We start from the raw sequence: 12,234 nt of genomic DNA, 5'->3' as shown, positions 1-12,234 counted from the left end.
GGCTGCGTATAAGGCCAGTTAGGGTGGGGTGGTGTCCGAACACTTCCCCGCACCCGTGGATCTCGATCTCCGGCTGGTGCAGTGCTTCACGGTGGTCGCCGAGTACCAGCACTTCGGCCGTGCCGCCGAGGCGCTGCACACCACCCAGCCGTCGCTGAGCCGACAGATCCGCCGCCTCGAACAGCAAGTGGGCGTCCGCCTGCTCGACCGCACCACGCGCGGCACCCGGCTGAGTGAGGCCGGCGAGGTTTTCCTGCCCCAGGCCCAGGGGCTGCTGCGCACCGCGGTCGAGGCGATGGCCCGCACCCGGGCCGCGGCCCGCCCCAGCAGCATCACCATCGGCTACACCAAGGGGCTGGTCATCACCGCGGCCGTGCGGGCCCTGCGGGACCGCGATCCCGATGCCGAGGTCCACACCCGCCTGCTCGCCTGGAACGACTCGCGCGGCGCGCTGCTGGAGCACCGCGTCGACGCGGTGGTGACGCGTCTGCCGTTCCCCACCGACCGGCTGCGCGTCACCGTCCTGTACGACGAACCGCGCGTACTGGTCGTGCCCCGGGACCACCGTCTGGCCGGCCAGGAGTCGGTCACCCTCGGCGACATCGCCGACGAGCCGATCCCCCACGTACGCCAGTCCGACCCGTTGCTGAACGCCTACTGGCGGCTCGACCCCCGGCCCGACGGGCGGCCCGCGCCCGACGGCCCCCTGGTCGAAGCCCTTGAGGACAAGCACGAACTCATCGCCGCCGGGCAGGCCGTGGCCATCGGGCCGCCCCTCGACCACGCGACCGGCCTGCATCCCAGCCTCACCACCGTCCCGTTGCGCGGAGTCGAACCGAGCCAGGTCGTACTCGCCACGCGCACCGGCGACCGCAGCCGTCTGGTCACCGCTTTCCGCAAGCATGCCGAAGCTCTGCTCACCGGAACCCACCGTGCGGGGCCGATCCGCACGACATGATCAGCGGCGGCTCCGCCCGCACACGCGAGCGATCATGGCCCGTGCCTGGTCTGCGGCCACAGCGTCTCGACGAGCTCGGGCTCTCTCCTCCGGGGACGTCCCGCGCACCGCTGAACCGGACGACGCCGAGCGTGCCGCGCTCGATCAGGGCATGGACAGTGCATGGACTGTACGGCGCGGTCAGGCCGTACCTCGCGTCCTCGCCGGTGAGTCCTATGGGCAGGACGCCCCCGACGACCGGGGGCGCAACTGGACGGGATCCGGGGCGAGCCCGGTCACTGCTCGTCGGGCACCGCGTTCCCCGAAGGGGCGTCGCCGCGGCCGTAGTGGTGGGTGGTGAACATGTACACGAGTCCCGTGCCGACCACGATGCCGCCGCCGAGCAGCACGATCCAGTTGTCGTACCAGGGGGCTTCGGGGGTGCGGGGCCAGGCGATGTTGACGATGGCGAAGATCCCGTAGGCCAGCGCCCCGATGTTGACCGCGAGGCCCCACCGGCCGAGGCGATACTCCCCGCTCGGCTTCCACCCCTTGAGGCGGGCCCGCAGGGCGGCAAGGACGACCATCTGGAAGGCGGCGTAGATGCCGAGGATCGCAAAGGAGACGATCTTGGTCAGGGCGTCCGCCGAGATCAGCGAGCCGAAGGCGATCAGCGTCGGCAGGACCGCGGCGACCAGCAGCGCGTACGGCGGCACCGCGCGGGCCTCGGAGAACTTCCGCAGCATCCGGTGCCCGATGATCATCTCGTCCCGGGCGTACGAGTAGATCAGCCGGCCCGCGGCGGCCTGGAGGCTGATCGTGCAGGACAGGAAGGAGATGAGGACGACGGCCATCACGGTGCGCGCGCCCGCCTCGCCGAGGGCGTCGAAGAGGACCCTGACCACCGGGTCGGCGTCCTCACCGGAGATGACCGCCTTGTAGTCGACGACGGCGAGGAGCAGCGTCAGACACGTGAACGTCGCCGCGATCCCGCCGACGTAGATGGTGCGGCGCATCGCCTTGGGGATCACCTTGCCGGGGTTCTCGACCTCTTCGGCAACGTCTCCGCAGGCCTCGAAGCCGTAGTACTGGTAGAAGCCGATGATCGCCGCGCCGAGGAAGACGGGCAGGTAGGAGCTGTCACCGGCCGCGCCGTAGTCGTCGAAGAGGACGCCGAGGCCGTGGAAGCGGTGCGTGGTCAGGAGGATGATGCCGACGACGATCGCGCCGAGCAGCTCCGCGCCGAAGCCGACCAGCGCCGCCCACGAAAGGGCCTTCGTACCCGCGTAGTTGATGAGCACGGCGATGACGATCAGCGCGACCGTGCACAGCACGGTGGTGTGCACGGTGGGGCGGAAGCCGAGCAGGATCGCGATGTAGGGTCCCGCGCCGTACGCGACGCTCGTGATCGTGACGAGCAGCGCCCACATGTAGACCCAGCCCGTCATCCACGCCCAGCGCTTGCCCCAGAGCCGCCGCGCCCACGGGTAGACACCGCCCGCGACCGGATACTGCGCGACGACCTCGCCGAAGACCAGCGCGACGAGGAACTGCCCGCAGCCCGCCATCACGAAGGCCCAGATCATCGGGGGGCCGCCGTCGGCGAGAGCCGTGCCGAAGAGGGTGTACGTGCTCACCACCGGCGAGAGGTAGGTGAAGCCGAGGGCGAAGTTGGCCCAGGGCCCCATCTCCTTGCGGAACTCCGATTTCGGTTCGTCCGACGCGGCGTCCGCGGTGCTGTCCGGTGTTCCTGGAACGGTCACTGGTCGCCCGCCTCCGTGCCCACGGGGCCGGGGCCCGGCCGGGCGGTGATGAGATCGGCCGCGCGCTCGGCGGCGAGCAGCACCGTGACCATCGGGTTGATGGACGGCATGGTGGGGAAGATGGACGCGTCCACGATGCGCAGGCCGTCGTGGCCGCGCAGCCGCAGCTGCGGGTCGACCACCGCCATCGGATCGTCCTCGGCGCCCATCCGGCAGGTGCCCGCCGGGTGGTAGACGGTGTGCGCGGCGCGGCGGCCGTACTCCGAGAGGTCCTCGTCGGACTGCACGTCCGGGCCCGGCGCCACCTCGCGCAGCAGCCAGTCGCTGAGCGGGGCGGTGGCGGCCACCTCACGGGCGATGCGCAGGCCGTCGACGATCGTGCGCTCGTCGTGCCCCTCCGGATCGGTGAAGTAGCGGAAGTCCAGGGCGGGTTTGACGGTCGGGTCCGCGCTGCGCAGCCACATGCGGCCGACGGAGCGGGCGCGCGGCACGTTCGGCGTCATGCAGACACCGTGCTCGGGGACCGGGTAGCCGAGACGTTCCGTATTGACGGTGAACGGCACTTGGTAGAAGTGGAACATCAGGTCCGGGCGCGGGCCGCCCGCCGCGTCGCGGCGCAGGAAGAGACCGGCGTCGGAGTCCATGGCGGAGTTGGGCGGCAGCGGGCCGCGGGTCTCCCACACGATCACCGACTCCGGGTGGTCGAGGAGGTTCTCGCCGACCCCGGGCAGATCGGCGCGGACCTCGATGCCCAGGTCGCGCAGGTGGTCGGCGGGCCCGATGCCGGAGAGCATGAGCAGCCGCGGCGTGTCGATGGCCCCGGCGCACAGCAGCACCTCCGCCTCGGCCTCGAGCGTCGACACCGAGCCGTCGGGGTTACGGACCTCCACGCGGGTGAACCGGCCCTCGCTGTCGGGCAACAGGCGGTAGGCCCAGGTCTCCAGACGGAGCGTCAGGTTGGGGCGGTTCATGATCGGGTGGAGATAGGCGACCGACGCGGAGGAGCGCTTGTTGGTCTCCGGGTCGTACGCGAGGGAGAAGAAACCGGCGCCGTCGGTGAAGGGGCGGGCGTTGAAGTCCTCGACGACCGGCACGCCGAGGCTCGCGGTCGCCGCCGTCACGAAGTCCTCGGCGATGGCGTTGCGGTCGGCGGCGCCGACGGGCACGATGTTGTTCTGCAGCCGCGACCGGTACGGCAGGATCGTCTCGGGACCCCAGCCCTCGCAGCCGCTCGCCACCCACTCGTCGAGGTCCTGCGGGAACGGCAGGAAGCTGATCAGGGTGTTGTGCGACGAGCAGCCACCGAGCACCCGGGCCCGGGAGTGCAGGATGTGGGAGTTGCCGCGCGGCTGCTCCTCGGTGGTGTAGCCGTAGTCGAATTCGGAGTCGAGCAGGTTGATCCAGTTGCGCAGGCGCAGGATGCGGTCGTCGCCGACGTCGCTCGGCCCGCCCTCCACCACGCACACCCGGCAGGCCGGGTCCTCGCTCAGCCGTGCGGCCAGTACGGAGCCCGCCGTACCGCCGCCGATGATCAGATAGTCGTAGGTCGTCGTCTCGTCGGCCATGCCGTCGCCCTCTCTCTCGCCCTGCCCGCTCAGCCCTTGAACCAGCCGGAGGGTGCCGGCCTCAGGTTCTGATAGATGTGCTTGGCCTCCTGGTACTCGCGCAGGCCGGTGGGGCCGAGCTCCCGGCCGAAGCCGGAGCGGCCGAAGCCGCCCCACTCCGCCTGCGGCACATAGGGGTGGAAGTCGTTGATCCAGACAGTGCCGTGGCGCAGCGCCGCCGCGACGCGCTGGGCGCGGCTCGCGTCGCTCGTCCAGACGCCGCCTGCCAGGCCGTACCGCGTGTCGTTGGCCAGCTCCACGGCCTCTTCCTCGGTACGGAAACGTTCCACCGTGACCACCGGGCCGAAGACCTCCTCCTGGACGATGCGCATGGAGCGGTCGCAGTCGGCGTAGACGGTGGGCAGCAGGAAGAACCCGCGCGACAGTTCCGGGTCGTCGGGGCGGCGGCCACCGCAGACGAGGCGGGCGCCCTCCTCGGCGGCGATCTCCAGATAGCTCTCGACCTTCTCCCGGTGCCCGGCGGAGCTGAGCGGCCCGCTCTCGGTCGCCGGGTCCAGCCCGTTGCCGAGCCGGATGGTGCTCGCGCGGGCGGCGAGGCGCTCCACGAACCGGTCGTGCAGGGAGTCCTCGACGAGGAGCCGGGAGCCTGCCGAGCAGACCTGGCCCGAGTGCAGGAACGATGCCTCCAGGGCGTGGTCGACGGCGGCGTCGAAGTCGCAGTCGGCGAAGACCACGTTGGGATTCTTGCCGCCGAGCTCCAGGGCGAGGTTCTTCACGCCCGGTGCGGCCGCCTCCATGATCCGGCGCCCGGTGGCCAGGCCGCCGGTGAAGGAGACCAGGTCCACCTCGGGGTGGGCGGACATGGCCGCGCCCACCGTGCCGCCGGGGCCGAGCACCAGGTTGGCGACCCCGGCCGGGGCGCCCGCCTCGGCGATGAGCCGCATCATGTGGATCGTGGAGAGCGGGGTGATCTCGCTGGGCTTGAGCACGAAGGTGTTGCCCGCGGCCAGGGCCGGGGCGACCTTCCAGGAGGCCTGCAGCAGCGGGTAGTTCCACGGCGCGATCAGCGCGCAGACCCCGACGGGGTGGTAGGTGACCCGGCTGAGCACGTCGGGGCCGACGTCCACGACCCGGCCGCCGTCCTTGTCGGCGATCTCGCCGAAGTAGCGGAAGGCGTTCGAGACGTCCTCGACGTCGATCCGCGCCTCCGCGAGCGTCTTGCCGGTGTCCAGGGACTCGACGTGGGCGATCTCCTCCTGGTCCCGCAGGAGGAACCGCGCGACTTTGAGCAGCACGTCCGCCCGCTCCCGGGTGGGTGCCCCTGGCCACTCGCCACGGTCGAAAGCACGCCGGGCGGCCTGTACGGCGAGGTCGACGTCCGCCTCGTCCGCCTCGTCGACCGGCTGGACGACGGACGCGTCGTACGGATTGATCACGTCCCGCCGCGCACCTCGGACGGCTCCGGTCCACTCCCCGTCGACGAACAGTTCCGGCATCGTCGGCTCCCTCGCTCTCGTACCTGTCCGGTGCCGAGGTCACCCACCGGCACGTACGCCGCGCACCAACATCGTCCGATCGGCGCGCCCCGGCCATGGGGACGCACCGGCCGGGCGAGGGTTGGGGGGCAGATGTGACCTGGTTGGGCTAGGGCCTGCCGCGGTTCAGTACGACCAGCGCAGCAGGGCGCCGAGGCCGCCCGCCGGGACATCGGTGTCCGCCGCTTCCGGCCGGGCGGGTCCGTCGGACGCGGGCTCGTCGGGGAGCGGGATGACCCGTACGTCGGCACCGGTCATCGCGGCCGACCGCAGGAGCGCGTCGTCCGCGCGTACGGACACGGGGTCGGTCTCGCCCAGCGTCCGCGCGTCGCCCCGGCGCACCGCGGCCTGGTCCGGCTCGGGGCCCACCCAGAGCTCGCGGCTCAGGTCCGGCCCGTCGGGGCGGACAAGGAGCGTGTCGATGCGGTGCTCGCGGGCGGCCGCCACCACGGCCGGGACCCCCTCGACCGCGTCCGTCGGCCTGTCGGTGCCCACGCGTCCGGCGCGGAATCGGTCGAGGGCCTCCTCGACGCGGCGGTCGGTGTGCTGGAGGCGGGCCTGTGCGATGGCCTCTTCCAGGGCCGGGGAAGCGGATCCGGCGGCCCGGCCACCATGCTCGGTCTCCACGGTCACCGCGCGGACGGCGTCAGGGAGCTTCGCGTGCACCGCGGGCCGTTCGCGGGGGTCGCCCACGAGGACCACGAGCTCGGCGCCGGACTTCTCGTACGCTGCGGCCAGCGCTTCGGCGATCTCGCCCGCGTTGTGCTCCCACGTGTTCTCGACCTTGAGCCGGAAGCGCGGTTCGGACCAGTCGCCGGAGGCACCGCGGTGGACCGGCCGCTGCTGGCCCTCCACTCCCCCGGCGTCCTGCGGCCCGGCAGCGCAGCGGAGCTCGAAGTCGGCGCCGGTGCGGTCGATGTACGCCACGAGACAGGCGGGGTCCTGTCCGGCCAGCTCCAGCAGGGGCGTCAGGCGGGGCAGCGGGGCCCAGGTCGCGAGCTGGCCCTGCGGCGGCCGGGCGAGACGGTGGCCGAGCACCACCTCACCGCCGGTGGCGAAGACCACGCGGCCCGCCGGGAACTCCGCGGCGGACGTGCGGGTCAGGACGTCGCCGACCGCCCGGGTGGTGGCGGTGTCCGCCCCCTGTTCCGTCAGCGTCCGGCACACTTCCCGTACGGACAGTTCGCGCCGCTTGACACCCGCCTCGTCGGTCCGGCCGGGATCGAGGTAGACCGTGGCCCACGGGCCGGGACGGTCGAAGAGTGGTCCCAGAAACGACAGCTGCATGCTTCCTCCTCGTTCATCCCAGTTGATCCGGGTTCACCCCGGTTCGAGGGGCGCGTACCCGGATGATCGAGGGCAAACACGCGCGGAGGAGCTCGCCCGTCAGGCCTGGTACTCGGTGAGGTCGATCGCGTGGACGCGCAGCGGATAGCCGTACACCGGGTGCGTCGTCTCGCGTTCCGGCGCCATGCCGAGCTTGCGGATGACGTTCGCGGAGGCCTGGTTGTCCAGCCGGTCGATGCTGATGACGCGGTCGAGGTTGCGGTCCTGGAGGGCGAACTCCAAGGTGGCCTGGGCGGCCTCGGACGCGTACCCCTGGCCCCAGAACTGGGAGCCGAGCCGCCAGCTGATCGCCACCTCGGACGCCGCCTCCGGCAGGAACCCGGGCACGTACAGACCCGTGAAGCCGACCAGTTCACCCGAGGCCAGGAGCTCGACGGCGAAGAGGCCGAAGCCCTCGTCGTCCCACTCCTCCTCCCAGCGCTCGATCTCCTCCGCCGTCCGGTCCAGGTCGTGCACCGAGCCGTCGTCGATCCAGTGCATCACGCGTGGGTCCGCGTTGATCTCCGCCATCGGCGCGAGGTCGTCGTCGTGCCAGCGACGCAGGAGGAGGCGGGGGGTGCGGATCTCGGTCATGGGCCCATCCTGCCGAAAGCAGGCGCCTCAGTGGTAATCAGACCGGCGGTGGCCTGCGCCGATCGCGTTCCGGTCAGGCCGGGCCCAGCCACAGGGTGGCCAGTGGCGGCAGCGTCACGCTCAGGCGGCAGGAGCCGTCTCGGGCCGCGTGCGGCTCGGGCTTCAGCGGGCCCGGGTTGCCGACGTCGCCGCCGCCGTACCGGGCCGCGTCGGTGTTGAGCGTCTCCCGCCAGGCGCCGACCGAGTCCGGCACGGTCAGCTCGTAGTCGCGGCGGACCACCGGGGAGAAGTTGCTCACGGCGAGGAGCGGAGCGCCGTCCTTGGCCCAGCGCAGGAACGCCACGACGTTGTCCTGCGCCGCGTCCACCACGACCCACGAGAACCCCGCCGGGGTCGTGTCCTGCTCCCAGAGGGCGGGGGCGGCCCGGTACCGGTGGTTCAGGTCCCGCACCAGCTCCCGCACGCCGTGGTGGTCGGGCCACGCAGGCCAGACCTCGTCAAGGAGCCCCCAGTCGAGCCCGTGCTCCTGCGACCACTCGGCGCCCTGCGCGAACTCCTGCCCCATGAAGAGGAGTTGCTTGCCGGGGTGGGCCCACATGTAGGCGAGGTAGGCGCGGTGATCGGCGCGCTGCTGCCACCAGTCGCCCGGCATCTTCGACACGAGCGAGCGCTTGCCGTGCACGACCTCGTCGTGCGAGACCGGCAGGAGATAGTTCTCGCTGTACGCGTAGACCATGGCGAAGGTCAGGTCCGAGTGGTGGTACTCGCGGTGCACGGACTCGTGCCCCATGTACTCCAGGGAGTCGTGCGACCAGCCCATGTTCCACTTCAGGCCGAAGCCCAGACCGCCGACGCCGTTCGGCCCGGTCTCATGGGTGGCCCGGGTCACGCCGTCCCACGCGGTCGACTCCTCCGCGATGGTGACCACCCCGGGGCAGCGGCGGTAGACCGTGGCGTTCATCTCCTGGAGGAAGGCGACGGCGTCCTCGTTCTCCCGCCCGCCGTGGGCGTTGGGCGCCCACCGGCCCTCTTCGCGGGAGTAGTCGAGATAGAGCATCGAGGCCACGGCGTCGACGCGCAGCCCGTCGATGTGGAACTCCTCGCACCAGTACGTGGCGTTGGCGACGAGGAAGTTGCGGACCTCCGTACGGCCGTAGTCGAAGGTGAGCGTCCCCCAGTCGGGGTGTTCCGCGCGGCGGGGGTCCGCCGGTTCGTAGAGGTGCTCCCCGTCGAACGCGGCGAGCGCCCAGTCGTCGCGCGGGAAGTGCGCGGGCACCCAGTCCATGAGGACGCCGATCCCCGCCCGGTGGAACGCGTCGACGAGGCGCTTGAAGTCGTCGGGGGTGCCGAGCCGCGAGGTCGGGGCGTAGAAGCCGGTGACCTGGTAGCCCCAGGAGCCGCCGAAGGGGTGCTCGGCGACCGGCATCAGCTCGACGTGCGTGAAGCCCAAGTCGCTGACATATGCGGGGAGTTGCTCGGCGAGCTGCCGGTAGGTCAGCCCCGGGCGCCAGGAGGCGAGGTGCACCTCGTACACCGAGAACGGCGCCTCGTGCACGGGTACGTCGCCGCGCCGCCGCAGCCACTCCTCGTCCCGCCACTCGTACCGCGAGGCCTCGACGACCGAAGCCGTCGCGGGCGGCACCTCGGTACGGCGGGCCATCGGGTCCGCGCGCACGGTGTGGGTGCCGTCGGGGCGCGTGATGTCGAACTTGTAGAGGGTGCCCTCGTCGAGCCCGGGCACGAACAGCTCCCACACGCCGGTCGAGCCGAGGGAGCGCATGGGGTGGGCGACACCGTCCCAGTGGCAGAAGTCGCCTGCCACCCGCACTCCCCTGGCATTCGGCGCCCAGACCGTGAAGCGGGTGCCCCGCGTGCCCTGGTGGGTCATCGGGTGCGCCCCGAGCGCCTGCCAGAGCTGCTCGTGGCGGCCCTCGCCGATGAGGTGCAGATCGAGTTCGCCGAGAGCGGGCAGGAAACGGTAGGGGTCCCCCAGCTCGACCTCCTGGCCCTCGTACGTCACGTGCAGCTCGTACGCGGGCAGGGGGGCGCCCGAGGTGAGAGGCAGCACCCCCGAGTGGAAGCCGTCGCCCACGTCGTTCAGCCGCACGCTCCGCCCGTCCACGACGACCCGCACCGCCTCGGCGCACGGGCGCAGGACCACGAGGGCGACGCCGCCGGGCACCGGGTGCGCGCCGAGCACGGCGTGCGGATCGTGGTGCGTACCCGACAGCAGCCGGTGGCGGTCTTCCGCATCGAGCGGGGTCTCCGGGCAGGGGTGGTCGAGGAGGGCGGCCGCAGGTTCGGGAGTGGACGTGTCGATGCTGGCCACGGATGAGCTCTCCTCTGAAGAGTGGATCGTGAAGAGGTGAAGAGGTGAAGAGGTGAATCGGGGAAGCGGTGGGCGCGGTGGTGAAGAAACGTTTCGGCGCGGCGGGTGAAGGCGTCGGCGTCAGGGGCCCTCCGCGAGCCGGGCGAGCGCCGCCATGGGCACCGGCAGCCACTCGGGGCGGTGACTTGCCTCGTACAGCGCTTCGTACACCGCCCGGTCCGTCTCGTGGGCGCGCAGCAGCGCGGGCTCCGCGCGCGGGTCCCACGCGGCCTCGGCGGCGTAGCCCGCGCAGTACGCCTCCCGGCAGCTCCGCGCCCACTGCGGCTGCCACGGCTGCTCGGAGTGCGCCGCGTAGTCGAACGAGCGGAGCATGCCCGCGATGTCGCGTACGGGAGCCTGGAGCTGTCGGCGTTCGGTGAGCGGCCGGGCCGGTTCGCCCTCGAAGTCGATGACGAACCACCGCTGTCCGGCGCGCAGCACCTGGCCCAGGTGCAGATCGCCGTGGATCCGCTGGTCCGCTCGGCCCTGGCCGCCCGCCGCGACGGCGTCGTAGGCCGCGCGCAGCCTGGGCACGTACGGCGTGAGCGCGGGGACCTGGCTCGCGGCGGCCTCCAGGCGTTCGGTCATCGCGGCGGCGAGCTCGGCGCCCGCGCGGCGGTCGGGCGTCCGGGGCGGGAAGACCTGGGCGAGGGCCAGGTGCACCTCGGCGGTGGCGCGCCCGAGTTCGTACGACTCGGCGGTGAAGTCGTGGCCCGCCGCGAGGGACTGCAGCGCCAGCGTCCAGCCGTCCGTCGCGTCGCGCAGGAAGGGCTGGAGGACCCCGAGTGTGGTTCTGCGCGGCTGTGTGGTGCCGAACCAGGCCACGGGGGCGGGTACGCGTGCGCAGCCCGCACCGGCGAGCGCCCACGGAACTTCCAGGTCCGGATTGATGCCGTACTGGATGCGGCGGAAGAGCTTCAGGATGAAGCGGTTGCCGTACACCAGCGAGGTGTTGGACTGCTCGCCGTCGAGGAGCCGGGGGGTGAGCCCGGCGGGCACCGCCGTCCGCGCGTCGCACTCGAAGCGCAGCGGTCCCGCCTCGCCCGGAGTCCGCAGACGTTCGAGGAGCAGTCCCGCCGACCGGGGGTCGAGCAGGGCGTCGTACACGCTGAGTCCCGCGAGGGGGCCCACGGACGGCCTGCCGATGACCGCGTGGTGGAGCCGTGGCGGCAGCTCCTCGCGGATGCCGAGCACGAGTTGGTAGCAGTGCGGCGAGGTGCCGTCGTGGCGGGTGCTGATCAGCAGGTGCAGGCATCCCGGGTGCAGCGTCGTCATCGACACCACGGAGAGGTCCGTGATGGGCCAGCCCTTGGCCGCGAACCACCGCTGTTTCGGGAGCCACTCCCGAAGCAGTCCGGCCAGCGACCTCAGCACCACGGGTGGGCTGAGGCTGTCGTGCGAGAGCGGTGCGGTCTTGAGCATGCGGCACATCCCTTCAGAGGCGTACGGCGGTGTCCACCGGACGGGGCGGGGGGAGGTCGCGCAGGCGGAACCAGTAGAAGCCGTGTCCAGCGAGGGTGAGGAGGTAAGGGAGTTCACCGATGGCCGGGAAGCGCACCCCGCCGATCAGCTCCACGGGGTGGCGTCCCTCGAAGGTCTGGAGGTCGAGTTCGGTGGGCTGGGCGAAGCGGGAGAAGTTGTGGACGCACAGGACGAGGTCGTCGCCGTCCTCTTCCGTCGGAGGGGCTTCGCGCAGGAAGGCGAGGACGGCCGGGTTGGAGGAGGGCAGTTCGGTGTAGGAACCGAGGCCGAAGGCGGGGTTCTGCTTGCGGATCTCGATCATCCGGCGCGTCCAGTGGAGCAGGGAGGACGGGGAGGACATGGCGGCCTCGACGTTGGTGACCTGGTAGCCGTGGACCGGATCCATGATCGCGGGCAGATAGAGGCGCCCGGGGTCGCAGGAGGAGAAGCCCGCGTTGCGGTCGGGCGTCCACTGCATCGGTGTGCGCACGGCGTCGCGGTCGCCGAGCCAGATGTTGTCGCCCATGCCGATCTCATCGCCGTAATACAGGATCGGCGAGCCGGGCAGCGAAAGGAGCAGGGCGAGGAACAGTTCGATCTGGTTGCGGTCGTTGTCCAGGAGGGTGGCCAGGCGGCGGCGGATGCCGATGTTCGCGCGCATGCGGGGGTCTTTGGCGTATTCCGC

Annotated in this window: 9 protein-coding genes; 1 reads left to right on the top strand and 8 read right to left on the bottom strand. The window is 71.7% G+C overall.

Annotated features, from left to right (window positions below):
* The first annotated feature begins 31 nt into the window (after positions 1–31).
* Positions 32–958 carry a LysR family transcriptional regulator gene (locus tag ABZ953_RS05480; RefSeq protein ID WP_361717132.1) on the top strand — a complete coding sequence of 309 codons (927 nt, stop codon included), beginning with the start codon at positions 32–34 and terminating at the stop codon, positions 956–958.
* Between the two features lie 275 nt (positions 959–1,233).
* Here the strand turns inward: ABZ953_RS05480 and ABZ953_RS05475 are convergent, their stop codons facing one another.
* The 8 genes from ABZ953_RS05475 to ABZ953_RS05440 all read right to left on the bottom strand — a co-directional run.
* Positions 1,234–2,700 carry an APC family permease gene (locus tag ABZ953_RS05475; RefSeq protein ID WP_361717130.1) on the bottom strand — a complete coding sequence of 489 codons (1,467 nt, stop codon included), beginning with the start codon at positions 2,698–2,700 and terminating at the stop codon, positions 1,234–1,236.
* Positions 2,697–4,265 carry a GMC oxidoreductase gene (locus ABZ953_RS05470; protein WP_361717127.1) on the bottom strand — a complete coding sequence of 523 codons (1,569 nt, stop codon included), beginning with the start codon at positions 4,263–4,265 and terminating at the stop codon, positions 2,697–2,699. Before ABZ953_RS05470 ends, ABZ953_RS05475 begins: the two co-directional genes overlap by 4 nt.
* A 29-nt stretch (positions 4,266–4,294) precedes the next feature.
* Entirely contained in the window at positions 4,295–5,761 is a 1,467-nt protein-coding gene (locus ABZ953_RS05465; protein ID WP_361717124.1) for an aldehyde dehydrogenase family protein, read from the bottom strand.
* 165 nt (positions 5,762–5,926) lie between these two features.
* Positions 5,927–7,087: a Vms1/Ankzf1 family peptidyl-tRNA hydrolase gene (locus tag ABZ953_RS05460; protein ID WP_361717121.1), complete on the bottom strand. Its 1,161-nt coding sequence runs from the start codon at positions 7,085–7,087 to the stop codon at positions 5,927–5,929.
* A 99-nt stretch (positions 7,088–7,186) separates the two neighbouring features.
* Positions 7,187–7,720 (bottom strand): GNAT family N-acetyltransferase, encoded by a 534-nt coding sequence (locus ABZ953_RS05455; RefSeq protein ID WP_361717119.1) that lies wholly within the window; start codon positions 7,718–7,720, stop codon positions 7,187–7,189.
* Positions 7,721–7,793: 73 nt separating this feature from the next.
* A complete protein-coding gene (gene glgB / locus ABZ953_RS05450) occupies positions 7,794–9,953 on the bottom strand; it encodes a 1,4-alpha-glucan branching enzyme (protein ID WP_361718226.1) in 2,160 nt (719 codons plus the stop codon).
* Between the two features lie 216 nt (positions 9,954–10,169).
* Positions 10,170–11,510 carry a maltokinase gene (locus tag ABZ953_RS05445; RefSeq protein WP_361717116.1) on the bottom strand — a complete coding sequence of 447 codons (1,341 nt, stop codon included), beginning with the start codon at positions 11,508–11,510 and terminating at the stop codon, positions 10,170–10,172.
* A 13-nt stretch (positions 11,511–11,523) separates the two neighbouring features.
* Positions 11,524–12,234 (bottom strand): alpha-glucosidase C-terminal domain-containing protein (locus ABZ953_RS05440; protein ID WP_361717113.1); only part of this gene is annotated, 711 nt, incomplete at its 5' end.

The organism is Streptomyces sp. NPDC046465 (assembly GCF_040646035.1).
GTDB lineage: Bacteria > Actinomycetota > Actinomycetes > Streptomycetales > Streptomycetaceae > Streptomyces.
The sequence above is the reverse complement of the archived record's forward strand: the minus strand, read 5'-3'. Positions and strand labels throughout refer to the sequence as shown.

Bases quoted from the DNA above. Each gene is read 5' to 3' on its own strand.
- ABZ953_RS05470 (WP_361717127.1), bottom strand. From the start codon at position 4,265: ATGGCCGACGAGACGACGACCTACGACTATCTGATCATCGGCGGCGGT.
- ABZ953_RS05465 (WP_361717124.1), bottom strand. From the start codon at position 5,761: ATGCCGGAACTGTTCGTCGACGGGGAGTGGACCGGAGCCGTCCGAGGT.
- ABZ953_RS05460 (WP_361717121.1), bottom strand. From the start codon at position 7,087: ATGCAGCTGTCGTTTCTGGGACCACTCTTCGACCGTCCCGGCCCGTGG.
- ABZ953_RS05455 (WP_361717119.1), bottom strand. From the start codon at position 7,720: ATGACCGAGATCCGCACCCCCCGCCTCCTCCTGCGTCGCTGGCACGAC.
- ABZ953_RS05445 (WP_361717116.1), bottom strand. From the start codon at position 11,510: ATGCTCAAGACCGCACCGCTCTCGCACGACAGCCTCAGCCCACCCGTG.